Annotated in this window: 13 protein-coding genes, 1 tRNA gene and 2 pseudogenes; 8 read left to right on the top strand and 8 right to left on the bottom strand. The window is 51.6% G+C overall.

All coding sequences use genetic code 11. From position 1 onward, the window contains the following. From HV340_RS05435 to HV340_RS05425, 3 genes are all read right to left on the bottom strand, one after another. Positions 1–1575 carry an iron ABC transporter permease gene (locus tag HV340_RS05435; RefSeq protein ID WP_014168956.1) on the bottom strand — a complete coding sequence of 525 codons (1575 nt, stop codon included), beginning with the start codon at positions 1573–1575 and terminating at the stop codon, positions 1–3. Positions 1576–1599: 24 nt separating this feature from the next. Next, positions 1600–2616, bottom strand: a complete 1017-nt coding sequence (locus tag HV340_RS05430; RefSeq protein ID WP_032677574.1) for an iron ABC transporter substrate-binding protein — start codon at positions 2614–2616, stop codon at positions 1600–1602. 498 nt (positions 2617–3114) lie between these two features. Continuing rightward, positions 3115–3504, bottom strand: coding sequence for a S24 family peptidase (locus HV340_RS05425; protein WP_059306879.1), 390 nt, complete (start codon positions 3502–3504; stop codon positions 3115–3117). Positions 3505–3637: 133 nt separating this feature from the next. On the opposite strand from HV340_RS05425, the gene HV340_RS05420 reads away from it, so the two are divergent. Together HV340_RS05420 and HV340_RS05415 are read left to right on the top strand one after the other, a co-directional pair. Continuing rightward, positions 3638–4459 carry a hypothetical protein gene (locus HV340_RS05420; RefSeq protein ID WP_044858114.1) on the top strand — a complete coding sequence of 274 codons (822 nt, stop codon included), beginning with the start codon at positions 3638–3640 and terminating at the stop codon, positions 4457–4459. A 75-nt stretch (positions 4460–4534) separates the two neighbouring features. Further along, positions 4535–5140, top strand: a complete 606-nt coding sequence (locus HV340_RS05415; protein ID WP_181216352.1) for an acyltransferase family protein — start codon at positions 4535–4537, stop codon at positions 5138–5140. A gap of 45 nt (positions 5141–5185) precedes the next feature. Here HV340_RS05415 and HV340_RS05410 read toward each other — a convergent pair whose 3' ends face one another. After that, positions 5186–6109: an IS5-like element IS903B family transposase gene (locus HV340_RS05410; RefSeq protein WP_001118619.1), complete on the bottom strand. Its 924-nt coding sequence runs from the start codon at positions 6107–6109 to the stop codon at positions 5186–5188. Positions 6110–6203: 94 nt separating this feature from the next. On the opposite strand from HV340_RS05410, the gene HV340_RS05405 reads away from it, so the two are divergent. The 3 genes and pseudogenes from HV340_RS05405 to HV340_RS05395 form a co-directional block, all read left to right on the top strand. After that, a complete protein-coding gene (locus HV340_RS05405) occupies positions 6204–6653 on the top strand; it encodes a hypothetical protein (protein WP_181216351.1) in 450 nt (149 codons plus the stop codon). A 504-nt stretch (positions 6654–7157) separates the two neighbouring features. Next, positions 7158–8314, top strand: a pseudogene (locus HV340_RS05400) (IS3 family transposase). A 7-nt stretch (positions 8315–8321) separates the two neighbouring features. Further along, a pseudogene (locus HV340_RS05395) lies at positions 8322–8462 on the top strand (integrase); the annotation flags it as partial. A gap of 15 nt (positions 8463–8477) precedes the next feature. On the opposite strand, the gene HV340_RS05390 reads toward HV340_RS05395, so the two are convergent. Next, positions 8478–8554, bottom strand: a tRNA-Arg gene (locus HV340_RS05390). Positions 8555–8832: 278 nt separating this feature from the next. On the opposite strand from HV340_RS05390, the gene HV340_RS05385 reads away from it, so the two are divergent. The 3 genes from HV340_RS05385 to fimZ all read left to right on the top strand — a co-directional run bounded on the left by HV340_RS05385 (position 8833) and on the right by fimZ (position 11717). Beyond that, on the top strand, positions 8833–9531 hold the full coding sequence (locus tag HV340_RS05385) for an EAL domain-containing protein (RefSeq protein WP_059306877.1): 699 nt from the start codon (positions 8833–8835) through the stop codon (positions 9529–9531). A gap of 24 nt (positions 9532–9555) precedes the next feature. Further along, on the top strand, positions 9556–10272 hold the full coding sequence (locus HV340_RS05380) for a response regulator transcription factor (RefSeq protein ID WP_059306876.1): 717 nt from the start codon (positions 9556–9558) through the stop codon (positions 10270–10272). 812 nt (positions 10273–11084) lie between these two features. Beyond that, on the top strand, positions 11085–11717 hold the full coding sequence (gene fimZ, locus HV340_RS05375) for a fimbria biosynthesis transcriptional regulator FimZ (protein ID WP_014168952.1): 633 nt from the start codon (positions 11085–11087) through the stop codon (positions 11715–11717). Between the two features lie 51 nt (positions 11718–11768). Here the strand turns inward: fimZ and sfmF are convergent, their stop codons facing one another. Genes sfmF through HV340_RS05360 form a run of 3 tightly spaced genes read right to left on the bottom strand, consistent with a single transcriptional unit; the run spans position 11769 to position 15864 of the window. Continuing rightward, positions 11769–12293 carry a fimbria assembly protein gene (gene sfmF, locus HV340_RS05370; RefSeq protein WP_020885153.1) on the bottom strand — a complete coding sequence of 175 codons (525 nt, stop codon included), beginning with the start codon at positions 12291–12293 and terminating at the stop codon, positions 11769–11771. Between the two features lie 9 nt (positions 12294–12302). Continuing rightward, positions 12303–13310, bottom strand: coding sequence for a type 1 fimbria D-mannose specific adhesin FimH (gene fimH / locus HV340_RS05365; protein ID WP_020885154.1), 1008 nt, complete (start codon positions 13308–13310; stop codon positions 12303–12305). Beyond that, entirely contained in the window at positions 13303–15864 is a 2562-nt protein-coding gene (locus tag HV340_RS05360; protein WP_020885155.1) for a fimbrial biogenesis usher protein, read from the bottom strand. The genes fimH and HV340_RS05360 overlap by 8 nt, the downstream gene beginning before the upstream one ends. Positions 15865–15874 lie beyond the last annotated feature (10 nt).

The following is a 15874-nucleotide window of genomic DNA, read 5'->3' as shown; positions in this document are numbered from 1 at the left end:
TCATAGTCCTGCAATTTTTTTCGACTGCACGTAGAGGATGGCGGTCAGCGGGAGTGAAATCAGGATCATCAGCATCGCGTACGGCGCGGCGGCAACATAATCGATCTCACTGGTCAGCGCCCAGAAACCGGTGGAAAGCGTGCGTGTTCCCAGCGGAGAGAGCAGCAGCGTGGCGGTCAGTTCGTTGCTGACGCCGAGAAAAACAAGCGCAGCCCCCGCGGCGGCACCCGGCGCGGCCAGCCGCATGGTGACGCTCCACAGCGCCTTCGCAGGCGTGCTGCCAAGGCTACGCGCCACGTTTTCCAGCTCTACCGGCGCCTGTGCAATCCCGGCCCGCAGGTTGATGAGCGCGCGGGGCATAAACATCAACAGATAGGCGAGGAACAGCGTAATTTCCGTCTGATAAATGGGACGGGCGTAATGAATCGTCACCGTTACCAGCGCGAGAGCGGTCACAATCCCCGGCAGCGAGCTGGTGATGTAGATACACCCTTCCAGCATCCGGAAGACGCGATGCGGATAACGGATACCAAGCCACGCAATGGGGATCACGCAGGCCGTGGTCAGCAGTGCCCCACCCACGCCGAGCATGAGCGTCTGGCGCAGGGAGTGCCAGAGGTCCGCGCTCATCCAGTTCTCAATACCGCCCAGCCAGACCCAGCGACAGAGCACAATTAACGGTACGCCCAGCGCCAGCACGATCAGCGTGAGGAAAAACAGCTGGCCCAGCGTGGCCGCGACCGGCTTCAGCGGCCAGCGTTTCTGTTCACGTGCAGCCCCGCCGCCGATGCGCGCATAGCGTGCTTTTCCGCGCGTCACCCCTTCCAGCATTAAGATGGCCAGACAGCATAAGGCCAGCACGCCCGCCAGCATATTGGCTGCCGGGCCGCTGAAGGTAGACTGAAACTGGTCATAAATCGCGGTGGTGAACGTATCAAAGCGGATCATCACGTACAGGCCGTATTCTGCCAGCAGGTGCAGCGCGACCAGCAGCGCCCCGCCGCAGATAGCAAGCTTGAGCTGCGGCAACACCACGCGGAAAAAGACCCGCCACGGCGGCGTGCCGAGCGACGCGGCCACATCTTCAAGCGTCGGGTCGAGGCGGCGCAGTACCGCGGCAACCGGCATGTAGATAAACGGGTAGTAAGCTAAAACAGAGAGGAATACTCCCGCTGAGAGACCGTGCAGGGAGGGGACGACGCTCACCCAGGCATAGCTTTGTACAAACGCGGGGATTGCCAGCGGGGCGACAGCCAGCGCAGACCATATTCCCCGCCCGGCCAGCCGGGTACGCTCCGTGAGCCAGGCTATCGCCACGCCGGTCACAATACAAAGCGGAACCGCTAAGGCCGTCAGCCACAGCGTGTTGCTGAGTAGCTCAGCAACACGCGGGCGGAACACCAGCGTCTTAATGGTCTCCCAGCCCGTCTCAATGCCAATGGCAATGATAAAACCCAGAGGCAGAAGCGCCATTAATGAAAATAAGACAGCTAACGCAACCATCGGCAGCGCAGGTCGCCTGCGGGCAGGCTCCTGCATCCTGTTTTTTCCGATGTCGAGACTCAGACCAGACATAAGGCGTTCACTTAACTCTCAGGATCACAGCAGGCCGGCTTGCGTCATCAGCTCGATAACTTTTTTGCTGTTAAGCGTTGAAGGTTCCACTTTCGGCGCATCCAGATCTTTCAGCGGAACCAGCTTCGGGTTAGAGGCCGCGTTCACGCCAACCGCATATTCAAACGCGTTGTTGGTGCGCAGGCTCTCCTGACCTTCTTTACCGGTGATCCACTTGATGAATGCCTGAGCCTGTTCTTTGTGTTTGCTGGACGCCAGTACGCCACCGCCGGAAAGGCTGACAAAGGCGCCCGGATCCTGATGTTTGAAGTAGTAGAGTTGGGTGTTTTTGCTGTTTTCACCCGTTTTGGACTGATCGACAAAACGGTAGTAGTGATAAATCACACCGCCATCAATCTGGCCGGCGTTAACGGCTTTCATCACGGTGCTGTTACCTTTGTAGGCCACAAAATTGGTTTTCATCGCCTTCAGCCACTCAAGGGTGGCCTGCTCGCCTTTCAGGGCCAGCATCGCACTCACAATCGCCTGGAAATCCGCGCCTGACGGCGATGCCGCCCAGCGGCCTTTCCACTCAGGTTTCGCCAGATCCATCAGCGATGTTGGCAATTGCTGTTCGCTCAATTTTTCCGGGTTATAGACAAACACCGTGCTACGCGCAGCAATCCCGATCCAGCGGCCGTGCGCAGGACGAAATTCCGCAGGCACCTGCTTCAGGGTCTCTGCATCCAGTGGCGCGAACAGTTTGGCATTATCCACCAGAACCATTGAAGGCGAGTTTTCCGTCAGAAACACGTCTGCAGGTGATGCCGTACCTTCCTGAACCAGCTGATTACCCAGCTCGCTGTCATCGCCATTACGCAGCGTCACCTTAATACCCGTTTCTTTGGTAAAACCGTCTACCCACGCCTTCACCAGGTTTTCATGCTGCGCGTTATAAACAACGATACCTTCGTTGTTATCAGCGGCAAGTGCTTGTGTGGAAAGGAAAAGAGATGAAGACAACAAGGCAAGCGAGAAGCATGACAACAGGCGAGAATTCATGAACATATCCTTTATAGACCAGGGTGATTTACCACGCATAGCGTTGTGGGACAGGATTAAAGCATACAAAAACGCTAATGATAATTAGTATCAATCAAGTTTAGTCGTAAAAGTGTAAAATATTCTTATACAGCGGATAAATATGATAAAAATCCAGATTATAAAAATGGATGAAATAAAGATTAAGAAAACCTTAGGCTGGAAAAATAACAAATATTCATTAGCGTTCTATTTATTTCCCGATTATTTAATCGACAGAATGAGATCGGCATAAACGTGTATTTAGCGTAAAACGGGAGAGTGGATGCGAAAAAGGGTGAAGGCAGTAAATGGCACGCCCTGTAGGATTCGAACCTACGACCTACGGCTTAGAAGTTCCTGGAACTACCTTAGCTAACAATAACTTACCCCATCACTCCGGCGCTCACACGTCACATCTTCGAAAAATATGCAAAGCCTTGCAAGCCGATGCAAAGCTTTGTGTGTCCCATTTCTGTCTCACATAACCGGACAGTCATCAAACTCACCCGTTCTCGCATCGTTGATGATGTAGGTGATCACCCCGAACACCGGTTTGTCAGAATCGGTTGTCTCATCCTTCTGGCGCAACAATTCCCTGTGACCGTTTTCAAGATTCTCAAGATATGGCTGCGGATGTGTTCTAAAGCGCTTGATACGAAACTCACCTTCGCACGAGCACACCAGAAGTGAACCATCGCAAGGATTCAGTGAGGCATCGACAACCAGTAACGCACCCTGAAGTATACCTTCGCGATAGTGTGTCGCTCCTGCCTTCATAAAGTATGTAGCTGACGGCCTGGCTATGATGCGCTGGTCAAGTGATATGCGTTCTTCAACGTATTCTGCTGCTGGAGACGGGAATCCCATAATGCACCTCCGATGGGTGCTGTATATAAACACAGCATTATCATTGTGTGGTGCAGTTCAAGTATTGGTGCTCAAAATATTCTTTTGAGCTATCATACCCAATGAGAAAAAAATCACCTGCACGGGCAATCATATGAAGAATCTAAGGAAAGTTGCATTCTCTCTTAAAAACTGGCTGTATAAAAAACAGATAACTTCAACCATTCGCCGCATGGACGAGAAGGTGGACCATACTCAATGGCCTGGCGCGGAGTTCCACCCAGACTATTTCAAACCATTCTCATTAGGCTACCCAGAAAAATACAGCCCTCAAGGTGTCGCTCGCAGCAATGATATTGATAGTGAGGTTGGAGAGTTAGCAGCAAAGATCACCACTGACTTTAAAGAGAAGATTGTTGGCTTCCTAGGTGAAGATACGCGCCTCGATGATATTTATCTGTTTTGGTACGACCCTGATAAGCGTGAGGAGTGGAGTCTCTCTAACTCCTGGCATGATGATAACGTTGGTCACCGCATCAAGATCTACGTATGTTTTGAAGGAAATGGCAACACTCCTACGGTAGTGATTCCGAACAGTTACAATAAGCCATACACCCCACGTAAAAGCGAGATTGCCAGGTTTGTAGGTAAGCGTGACATTGAGAACGCAGAAAACCAGGTAAAACTGGCATATAAATCGGGTGATATAGCAATGTTCGATACCGCATGTTTGCACCGCGGCCTTTATGAGGAGCCAGCTGGTCTGCGCGCTGTTTTAGTGATGGAGTATATTGACCGTAAAAAAGCTAACATCATTGCAGGAAAGTCTCCGTGCGGGCCAGCAATGAGCCGAACTGGTAAAGTTACATTCTCTCAAGAGGCCTACGACGCCCTTAACGAGACCGGCTTAATTGACAACGCAATCATCAAGAAAAATGGTGATCGTTACGAGTATTCTCTTGCATTTTTAGGATGATATTCAACTGATTATGCTATAGATTGATACTATCATTTACCTCGGCGCTTATAGCGCCGTTATTATTTCAAGATTATGAAAAAGTTAACTGAAAACCAGACACTTTCTTTCGAGTCCTTGCGCGGCATTGCAGCAATAGCGGTAGCCTTGGCTCATGTTTTCCAGTTTTTCCTTGCAAGATATCATCCTGAATACTACAGAGCTGTCGGTTTAGTAGCTCAGTCAAGCGTTATGGTTTTCTTTGTTATGTCAGGATTTCTGATCGGTGTTTCTATTCAGAACAACAAATCAAGGAATGGATACTTTGCAATGAGCGATTACGCCATAAGCCGATTCAGAAGGATCTACCCTCCTCTTGTTCTGTCACTGATTATTATTTTGTTGATGGCCTTCGTGGCACCTCACGTCTTTGAGTCAGGCTCTCAGCGATTCTCTACGGAAAGTGACGAGTTCATCAAAGGGCGTGGCATTTTCTACTGGCCTTCTCAGATTTTCTCTGTTCTTACATTCACCAATGGATTATTACCCCAGGGCACACCATTTAACACCCCGCTATGGAGCCTCCCGTTTGAAGCCTGGTATTACGTTCTTGCAGCACTACTATTCACAAAGAAACCATTCTATATAGTGTTGGCTTTCATACTGGCATATGCCATTTCAGGAGCTAATAGGCTTTGTTGAATAAATCAGATTTCGGGTAAGTCTCCCCCGTAGCGGGTTGTGTTTTCAGGCAATACGCACGCTTTCAGGCATACCTGCTTTCGTCATTTTGTTCAGCGCTCGTACCAGGGCCATAGCCTCCGCAACCTGACCATCGTAGTCACGCAGCGTCAGTGAACCCCCGAACAGCTGTTTTACCCGGTACATCGCCGTTTCCGCTATCGAGCGACGATTGTAATCTGTTGTCCATTTCCACCGCGCATTACTCCCGGTCATTCGCTGATTAGCCACTGCACGGTTACGGTCTGCATATTCACCGGGCCAGTAACCCGCACCTTTTCGGGGAGGGATAAGCGCGCTGATTTTCTTACGCCGCAGTTCATCGTGACATAGCCGGGTATCGTAAGCGCCATCGGCGGCGGCTGACCTGATTTTCCGGTGGGTTTGCCGGATTAACCCGGGGAAGGCCTCTGAGTCCGTAACGTTGTTCAGCGACAGGTCAGCGCAGATGATTTCATGTGTTTTACTGTCAACGGCGAGATGCAGCTTACGCCAGATACGGCGGCGTTCCTGGCCATGCTTTTTGACTTTCCACTCGCCTTCACCGAAGACCTTCAGCCCGGTGGAATCAATTACCAGGTGTGCGATTTCACCCCGGGTGGGCGTTTTGAAACTGACATTAACCGACTTTGCCCGCCTGCTGACACAGCTGTAATCCGGGCAGCGTAGCGGAACGTTCATCAGAGAAAAAATGGAATCAATAAAGCCCTGCGCAGCGCGCAGGGTCAGCCTGAATACGCGTTTAATGACCAGCACAGTCGTGATGGCAAGGTCAGAATAGCGCTGAGGTCTGCCTCGTGAAGAAGGTGTTGCTGACTCATACCAGGCCTGAATAGCTTCATCATCCAGCCAGAAAGTTATGGAGCCACGGTTGATGAGGGCTTTATTGTAGGTGGGCCAGTTGGTGATTTTGAACTTTTGCTTTGCCACGGAACGGTCTGCGTTGTCGGGAAGATGCGTGATCTGATCCTTCAACTCAGCAAAAGTTCGATTTATTCAACAAAGCCGAGCTAATATCAAATTCATGATCTTTGGTGCTGTTTGGTTTGCTGGCCTCGGCCTCTCCATTATTGATATAAAAGGAAAAGTGCATACGGTTGCTGCATGCATTTTAACAACAATAACTTCGTGGTTTGCCTTTGCCCACGGCGCAAAATATATCTCCAGCGGCGGTGATTATACTATGTTTAATATGTGGTTTGGCCTTGCTTTCGCAGCATTCACATACTTGTTCATCCTTAGCATGAATATAAGGATAAATATCATTTCTAATTCCTCTAAGTATTCCTATACTTTGTATATTATTCATTATCCTATAATCATGTTCATGATCGGGATGTTTGAGAGCAGGGTTATGGGCGGCTTTTATAGTTCACTTCCAATAGCAATTTGCGCCGCTGCAATAGCTTTGGCGCTTGCTTATAAAGCATCTCAGTATGTAGAAAACCCAAACCTAATTAAGAGGTTCATGTAAGCCCCTTTCGGGGCTTTATCTATTATGTTACAGACCCATACCCATTCCATGTACCTGGAACTCCAGCCACAGTGCACGCCCAGCCCTCCAGCCCTCCAGATATCAGGGTTGGCCTGTCTACCTTATCGCCAACGTTCCAGTAACCTGTTGTAGGTGTTGCGTTATTTCTTACAACATCACGGAAATACCCGCCAATATACACACCTGTTGCGGTGGCAACTGGCGCCTGAAGTCCATTTATATGGTTTCCATAAATCTGTTGCATGGAATACGCTTCAGCTACCGTTGAGTTACTAATGCTGAATCCAACGGCACTAGGTACCGTTCCAGTGTTATTACTGATAATAACACCAGCATGACCCGTTGAGGTAATCAGAACGTGGTTATCTATTGTTGTATTAGCTTCATCGGCATCGAACCTACATCCTGATATGTAGTGGTTTACTGAATTTGGCCATCTGAACAGAGGTGATATGCTCACCCCAGAACAATACAGGTGCCTCAATGAAAAAAAGAAATTTCAGCGCAGAGTTTAAACGCGAATCCGCTCAACTGGTTCTTGAGCAGAACTACACCGTTGCAGCTGCGGCCAGTGCTATGGATGTGGGGCTTTCTACCATGACGCGATGGGTAAAGCAGTTGCGGGATGAACGACAGGGCAAAATACCTAAAGCCTCCCCTGTAACCCCGGAACAGATTGAAATACGTGAGCTGAAGAAAAAGCTACTACGCATTGAAATGGAAAACGACATATTAAAAAAGGCTACCGCGCTCTTGATGTCAGACTCCCTGAACAGTTCTCGTTAATCGGGAAACTCAGAGCGCAGTATCCTGTGGTCACACTTTGCCACGTGTTCGGGGTTCACCGTAGCAGCTACAAATACTGGGAAAAAAGTCCCGAAAAGCCAGACGGCAGGCGAGCAGTGTTACGCAGTCAGGTTCTGGAGCTGCATAAAATCAGCCATGGCTCCGCTGGTGCACGAAGTATCGCGATTATGGCAACCCTGAGAGGCTTCAGAATGGGACGCTGGCTTGCCGGAAGGCTCATGAAGAACTGGGTCTGGTGAGTTGTCAGCAGCCTACCCACCGATATAAACGTGGTGGTCATGAACACATCGTTATTCCGAATAGCCTTGAGCGACAGTTCGTAGTGACAGAACCTAATCAGGTGGTGCGGCGATGTGACATATATCTGGACAGGCAAGCGTTGGGCTTACCTTGCTGTTGTTCTCGATCTGTTCGCAAGGAAACCGGTGGGTTGGGCAATGTCATTCTCATCGGACAGTAAGCTGACCATCAAAGAGCTGGAAATGGCGTGGGAAGCTCGCGGTAAACCAGCCGGAGTGATGTTCCACAGTGACCAGGGTAGCCACTATACAAGCCGGCAGTTACTGTGACGTTGCCGGATCAGGCAGAGTATGAGCCGACGTGGAAACTGTTGGGACAACAGCCCGATGGAACGATTCTTCCGGATCCTGAAAAACGAGTGGGTGCCAGTGACAGGTTATTTAAACTTTAGCGAAGCTGCTCATGCGATCACAGACTATATCGTCGGGTATTACAGCTCGCTAAGGCCGCATTACTATAACGGTGGGTTGCCCCCAAACGAATCGGAAAACCGATACTGGAAAAACTCTAAAGCGGTGGCCAGTTTTAGTTGACCACTACAGTATTGAAATGGTCCGTCGATATGCCCACCTAGCACCTAACCATTTAACTGAGCATGCTAAGCAAATTGACTCGATTTTTGGGCTTGATGTCCCAAATATGTCCCACAGCGGAAATCAGGAGGAAGTGAAGGAGGCGTAAGTTCATGATTAATAATGGCACGCCCTGTAGGATTCGAACCTACGACCTACGGCTTAGAAGGCCGTTGCTCTATCCAACTGAGCTAAGGGCGCACTGAGAAGAGTGAACTTCGCGGTGGTGAAACGCCTGGAATTATACGGTCAATGACAGGTGAGTCAATGCCTTTTCGGCTTTCAGGGGCAATTACCGCTAGCCGATTGTAAATACGGCTGTTTTTTCAACATTCATCGCTTTTCCGTCGTAGAATTTCGCGCTGCGAAAAGGCTTAGTTGCATTTAAGTAACGCCTGCTGTTTTCCTGAGCGTCAGCTCGTCACACTAGTGTGAGGTATCCCGGCCGCCTGGAGGCTGACAGACAACAGGACCATGGAGTGACAGCGCAAAACCTGACCTATACGCCCCCCCGGTTACAGTACCTTTCTCAGGACATCGTCGGCATCAAACTTGAGCCCATCGTCGCCCTCTCCTCTTTACGCAGGGTCGGCGTGGAGGTCCTTAGCGTCCTGTCTGAAACGCAGCATAGCGAAGCCTTTTTCCGCCATCAGTCTGCAGACTGGTCGATAACGCTGCTTGAAGCACAGCTCACCGCGTTAAAAAATACCCCGCACTGTAATAATTTTTTCATTAATCTGCCGATAACCGTCCTGACAGAGCCGGACGCTTTTCAGCGGCTTAGCCGGATAAAATGTCCGCCGCTGAATATTGAACTTGTCGACCCCGGTGCTTTTTTAACGCTGTCAGCCGCGCAGAGGCAGGCCGTTACCCGGAGCCTGTTGCAGCTCATAAGACAAGGTTATGGTATCTGGCTGGATGACATTGATGAAACACTCATCCCGCCCTTTTTATCCTGCCAGTTACCGTTAAGCGGCGTAAAAATCGATAAGGATGCATTCTGGCGTTTACGCGCCACACCCGCGCTACGGCAACTGGTGTCCCGGTGCTTTCAGCTTGCCGGGAAAGTGCTTATTGAAGGTATTGAGACTGAGCAGGATTGTACCTGGGCACTGCAGGCAGGCGCAGAACTCGGCCAGGGCTATTACTGGCCGTCCTGGACATGGCCGGAGGATTAAAAAGCCATTTCCAGGGGGGAGGCCATGCGAATGACAGTGCGCCGTTACCGGCGGCGGCGTACAGGAAGTGATGCACTGGGATTTACGCGCTCGCCTTTTGCTCCCCCCTTCTTCGACAGGCTCGAATTTTTGAGTCAGTCCATCAGCCAGCCCCGCAAAACAGACGCTCCGTTTATCATTCTGGTGACGGAGGATCATTTTCTGCGCACCGGTTTTCTCAACGGCCAATTTCCCCTGAGCAGCTGTTGCGACTATCCCACGCTGGAGGATGCGTTTAGCGCCCTGGCCCAGTGGCCATCCGCCCGTCTGGTGGTGGATATTGAAAGCCGCTCCACTGCGCTGATCGACAAGCTGGATCAGCTCAGAAGGCATAGCCTCTATCCCCCTTTTCTGACGCCCTATCTGTTAGTCAGGGCGGATAATTACGATACTCGCCTGTTCTGCAAAGCGGCTGGCCCTTTTCACGTACTCGAACGTCAGCTGACGTCGTCTGCTTTCCAGCACAGCCTGATGGATACCAGCCCTCCCCAGGGCTGCGATAAAGACTGGTTCTCCCGCACCGAATGGCCTATTTTGCAGGAGTTATCGCGGGGGAAGACCCTTCGCCAGATAGCGTTGATGCAGAATCGCCCCTATAGCCGCATTATCTATCGTCTCAGCTGCATTCTGTTGAAACTGGGTCTGACCCATCGCCAGGAACTGCTACACCTTCTCAATAACCTCTCAGACTGCACCTTCTAACCCACCTACTAAGCCCTTATTTCCTAAAGACCTTTAGGAATTTACTTATCAATCATGTTACTTATTTGTTAAATTTTAACAATAATTTCAATTTTATAACTATTCCTAATTTACGGGCTTAAACCATGTGAAATGTCACAGAATGAATAATCTGCAGCACTTTCCTCCGTGCGTTAAGTGTTTGATAAAGGAGTTAATAAGACGATAATGATGTAAAAACAAGCGGCTCGGCGAGACTGCCTGGCAGTCGAAAGCGAAGTCTGTAGTATGTTCTGCTGTACGACGGGAGCCCTTTCCGGCGGCGACCCGATCACTTTCAAACGAAGGTCTGGTGCCCTCTGTGAACACTTTTTCGCCATCCGATCCCGCTTTCAGCCCCTGAAAATGGCCGTCGATTTGTTAACATTTGATCAACATACAGTGTGATATGTCATTTTTTGTTATTACATAAAGATCAAAAGATGCGGTAAATGGGATAACAGGATATTTAAGCTAATTTTAAAAAAATAGCTATTCGGATCCAGAAGATAATACAAAGTAATAAGCGAGGGGTAATTTACAGGGTTTTCGGAAAAAACTTACACGGTATAATAAGACGCGTATCAAATATGAATAAGAAAAACCTTTTTGCCAACACCAGCCAAATGAGATGACCGCGCTGAGGCATAGATTTCTTCACTACGTTAACAAGGATGCTTTCGCTCTTTCCAGGGAAATACTACGGTATAAGGATCTGCACATTTATCCTTCCGGCATTTCGAGAGTTTTAACCAAACTCGGCATAACGCTTTTAACAGTCTGAGGCATTAAAAATGAAACCGGCATCCGTTATCATTATGGACGAACACCCTATCGTCAGAATGTCGATAGAAGTCCTGCTACAGAAAAATAAAAACATCACAGTCAAACTCAAGTCTGGCGACAGCCATGAAGTCCTTGACTGTATCCGTAACCACCCTATCGATCTGGTGATCCTGGACATCGAACTTACGGGCACAGATGGCTTCGCTTTACTGAAGAGAATCAGAAACTTAAATAAAGACATCAAGGTCCTGTTCCTCTCTTCAAAATCCGAGTCTTTTTACGCGGGACGCGCCATTCGCGCCGGGGCAAATGGTTTTGTCAGTAAACGAAAAGATTTGGGCGAGATCTACAACGCCGTTGAAATGATCCTGATGGGCTATTCTTTTTTCCCGTCGGAAACGTTGAATTTTATAAACCATTTGGGTTCGGGGAAAGGGATGGTCGCGGATATGCCATTATCGAATCGTGAGGTGACGGTATTACGTTACCTGGCAAATGGTTTATCCAATAAGGAGATTGCAGAGCAGTTGCTATTAAGCAACAAAACCATCAGCGCACATAAATCCAATATTTATTCCAAGCTGGGTGTGCAAAGCATCGTTGAATTAATTGATTATGCCAAAGCACACGAACTGCTATAACCTGAATTCACTCCCTGCAGCTTATCCGAGCTGCAGGGAGTGCGGTCAGCGCTAATTATAATTAATCATGAAGGTGGCATCAGCATCAGCCCGTCCGGGCTGAGGGTTATCAGCAGTGGCAATATAATTGGCATAAAATGACAATGTCGCATTTCCCTGCGCATCAACCGCTACCGGCTGGCTGGCCTGCTGAAGTGCCAGACGCGTTTTATCCGCATCCCTGATCTCGACGGCAACGTTGCTTGCCGTACTGGCGTCATTGAGCGCCAGTAACCCATTATTGCTTCCGTCGGCTTTACCCGAAAACGTGATGGACGCTGCACCAGGTGGACAGCCGGTCAGCTTCAGCGTAAACGGCATGGGCTGCGTGCGGCTTCCCGTGGTGCTGAGCTGTTTCGTGGGCCAGGTTCCCAGCGTGACGGTCTTGTCGCTATCGCTGCCCTCGGCCACACAGGTAAAATCAACAATGTTGCCGTACATCTGAATATTGATCTCCCCCAGCGCAGTGGCTGCCTGCGCGCTGGCGTGAAGCATCATCAGTGTCATCGCGGCGAAATGCCAGTTCCGGTTCCGCATCTCTTCCCCTTAATCGTAATCCACACGCAGATAACCCCGCGACGTAAAACGGCCTTCCGCAGGCTTATTCCCCGTCACGCTGACCGGCCAGACCCGGATCCCCACCTGCGCCTGCGCACTGTCGTCGAGCCGGAACGGAATTTTGCTGGTCAGGTTGTTGGGTGTTAGCGGGGTACCGCTTTCGTTGGCAATCACAAACCCCACATCGGGATTATCCGACACCACCGCGTTGCTGGAGACCTTTTCTGCCTCAACGCGCATCGTCAGCATTGCGTTCGCTTCCACGTTGGTGCATTTGATGGCGATGGTTTTGCTTTGTGCGGTTACCCCCTCCGGTTTGTTACCCGCCCCGGCCTTGCTGAACAGGGAGGCCCCGATATCGCCGAAGTCAAACTCCACGATATTCCCCGCATTGATGGCGCAGCTTTGCGGCACCTGAATGGTCCCGCTGTAGCTGATGGTGTAGACCGGCGAGGTTAACGGATCAGAGGAGGTAGTGGTGACATAGACGCGGAACATGGTCGCCCGCGGGATCACCACCATATTAATAAACCGTCGGGTCACTTTGAGGCGAAAGACGAGGCTGGAATCCTGAACGCCAAACGGTTTGTTTTTAGAGACGTTCGGGTGACTCCCCATCTGGATGTAACTTTTGGGCGGATAAAATACGCCAGCAAAGCTGTCCGTAATTTTCATTGCCCCATCCAGATAGTCGTTGAGCTTCAGGTACTGATAGCCATCACTCGTTCCCGTTACCGGGTAATCGGTAACATAACTACGTTTGGTCGTATTCCCGGTGGTGCCCTTCGGGCAGACGGCATTCACCCCCACCCACTGCGATTTCTCGCTGAGCGTCACCACCTGTCCGATCTGGTTATTCGAACTGTTAAATTTATCCGTCAGGTCGTAATGCACCTCCGTAGGGACGCCCTTTTCATTCACACACACGGTGGCTAAGGCATTCCCCACGGGCAAAATAGAGAGAAGTGATAAAGCCAGGCAATGGATTTTACTCACAGCGAATCCCCTTAAGTGTGATTGCCTGTTGCAGGCTCTTTTCTGGCAAGCTGTAGTGCGCACGACACTGGGATTGCATCCCGTTGCCCCACTGGATCAGCAGTTCACCTTCCAGCGGCAGGCCGCTCAGGTAAATCTGTCCGTCATCGCCCACCATACTGGTGACGCCGCTCTGGGTTTCACGCACCACAGCACCGAATGGCACAGGCTGGTTGCCGCGCGTGACGGTCAGCAGGGCGCGCACGCCAATACGGGTATCAAAGCTGGCGCGCACCAGCGCCCCTTTTGTCGGCACCACGCTGCTCACGTTATTTTCGATATCGGTGTTATTGCTCATGGTGTTGGTATCCAGCGCCACGCGGTTATAGCGGTAGACGGTGGCATACGGCATCACCGCATAGCCACGCCAGTCGGTTTTCACACCGGTCTGGTTTTCCACGCTCACGCCCGATGCTCCCGGCGCTTTGATCAGAACGTTGGTATCACCCAGCGGCTGGCTGAAGGTTACGCCATCCGCATGGCCGACCACGCCGCCGGAGAGCTGCCAGTTGAGATCGTGCTGGTCGCGTGCGTAGTTGTAGCCAACACCCAGCGTGCCGTAGGTTGCCTGCCAGTTCGCGCTGGCGCTTCCGCTTGAGCCGTTATTGCTGGTGTGGCCCTGGGTCACGCTGTAGTTCAGGTTGCGATCTTCCAGCAACGTCCCACTGACCCCGGTTTGCCAGCTTGTGTCGCCATCACTATTACGGCTGGCTGACGCCGTGGCATAGGCGCGGTCAATGGCGCTGTCCCGACGAAAACCCTGGCGGGTAAAGAGGCTGAACGGTACGGAGACGTTAAACGACGCGATTCGGTCCGTGCCGTCTATCCCGACGGATTTGTTCCATGACCAGGACACGGAGTAGTTGACGCCCTTCACACCGCCCGCGTATCCCAGCTGATACCAGAGGTTGGACTCATCGGTGCCCCAGTACGTCTGTTCGCTACCGGAGATATAGACCGAGCCGTAATCTCCCAGCGACTGGGAAATATTGAGCTGGAAGCGCCCTTTTTTATTCCACGTCAGGTTGTGATAACTCTCCACATCCGGCACACCGTCATCATCCTGGTTGTCGGCATACTGGTAGCCTTCCATCGAACGCCACGCGACATCGTCCAGGGTGTAGAACCCTTTTGTGGAGTAGCGGTAGCCCAGCAGCTGGAAGTTGGTTCCGAATCCGTTAAGCGATTTTGCATAGAGGAAACGCAGCGACTGCCCTTCATGGCGGCTGTCATCCGCAAGCTGGCTGCGAGCATGGGTGATATCGAGCGACACCGCCCCCCAGTCACCGAGGTTTTTCCCGGCCCCGATGGCCACCGCGGTATAACGTGACGCCAGTTGGGTACCGCCGTACAGCGTGTAGCCGTCGCCAAGCCCGGTAATCAACGTACCCTGCGTGAAGAATGGCGTATCCTGTTCGCTGTTGCCGCTGCGGTAATCCCCGGCCACCAGGTCATACTTCCAGCGACCTTCGCGCTGCAGGAGGGGCACGGTGGAATACGGCACGGTATAGCGCTGCTGGCTGCCATCTTTCTCTTCAACCGTCACCTCAAGGTCACCGCTTGACGAGGTTGGGTTGAGATCGGTGATGGCAAAGGCGCCAGGCTGTACATAGCTTTGATAGATAACGTAGCCGTTTTGTCGAACGACCACTTTGGCGGGCGTCCGGGCGATGCCGCGAACGGTTGGCGCGTAGCCCTGCAGGCTGTCCGGGTACATGCTGTCAGACGAGAAGAGCCGCCCGCCGCGAAAACCCACGCTGTCGAAAACGTCATTACCGGTATTGCTGTCGCCCAGCACCAGCTCGCTTTTCAGCGGGATCACGGTGCGCTGCGCCCAGGTGCCAATATTCTGCCAGTTGCTGTGCCGCTGCCCGTTATTCTGCGTGTAACGCCATGCGCCATTATTGCGTAAACGCCACGCGCCATAGTTCAGCCCGCTCTGCAGGTTCAGATAATAGCTGTCGTCCTCACTCCCGCGGTTGCCGGTAAAGCTGTAGTTCACCAGCGCGGCAGGGATCCCTTCATCCCATTGATCGGGCGGAATATAACCGCGTGCGCTGTTCTGCATCGCCACCTGTGGCAGGCTGATATTCAGGCGCAACGAGGCAAAGTTGAACGCGATCTCACTGCCGGGAATAGCCTTCGCCAGGGGAATACAGGTCTCCCCTTTCACGTTAACCAGCTCAGGAAAGGCCGCGATATTGACGCCAAAACGCTCCAGCATCACGCGCGTAATGCACGGCGACAACCCACCGGCAACCGGCGGTGTATTGTCGGCCTGCTCGAAGCGCACATCCTGCGTCGCGATAAACTCATCGTTACGCCAGATATCCACGCGATAAACGCCAGGCGCCTGCTGGTGACCTTGTTCAAAACGCGATAAATCCGCCACGTTGGCGGTGTCATCGGACAAGAAGGCCGGGTTAAAGTAGCTTTCGCTCCAGCCAGCCTGTGGCCAGAGCGCTGCCATCAGCGCCAGTGCGACCGGGCAGTAACGTCCCTGGTGATTATTCATCGCGCTGACT

It is taken from the genome of Enterobacter sp. RHBSTW-00975, from assembly GCF_013615235.1.
GTDB classification, from domain to species: domain Bacteria; phylum Pseudomonadota; class Gammaproteobacteria; order Enterobacterales; family Enterobacteriaceae; genus Enterobacter; species Enterobacter ludwigii.
Note: the sequence above shows the minus strand (reverse complement) of the source record. Positions and strands in the feature narration are given on the sequence as shown.

Coding starts and splice junctions, on each gene's coding strand:
- HV340_RS05435 (WP_014168956.1), bottom strand. CDS start 1,575: ATGTCTGGTCTGAGTCTCGACATCGGAAAAAACAGGATGCAGGAGCCT.
- HV340_RS05430 (WP_032677574.1), bottom strand. CDS start 2,616: ATGAATTCTCGCCTGTTGTCATGCTTCTCGCTTGCCTTGTTGTCTTCA.
- HV340_RS05425 (WP_059306879.1), bottom strand. CDS start 3,504: ATGGGATTCCCGTCTCCAGCAGCAGAATACGTTGAAGAACGCATATCA.
- HV340_RS05420 (WP_044858114.1), top strand. CDS start 3,638: ATGAAGAATCTAAGGAAAGTTGCATTCTCTCTTAAAAACTGGCTGTAT.
- HV340_RS05415 (WP_181216352.1), top strand. CDS start 4,535: ATGAAAAAGTTAACTGAAAACCAGACACTTTCTTTCGAGTCCTTGCGC.
- HV340_RS05405 (WP_181216351.1), top strand. CDS start 6,204: ATGATCTTTGGTGCTGTTTGGTTTGCTGGCCTCGGCCTCTCCATTATT.
- HV340_RS05380 (WP_059306876.1), top strand. CDS start 9,556: ATGCGAATGACAGTGCGCCGTTACCGGCGGCGGCGTACAGGAAGTGAT.
- fimZ (WP_014168952.1), top strand. CDS start 11,085: ATGAAACCGGCATCCGTTATCATTATGGACGAACACCCTATCGTCAGA.
- sfmF (WP_020885153.1), bottom strand. CDS start 12,293: ATGCGGAACCGGAACTGGCATTTCGCCGCGATGACACTGATGATGCTT.
- HV340_RS05360 (WP_020885155.1), bottom strand. CDS start 15,864: ATGAATAATCACCAGGGACGTTACTGCCCGGTCGCACTGGCGCTGATG.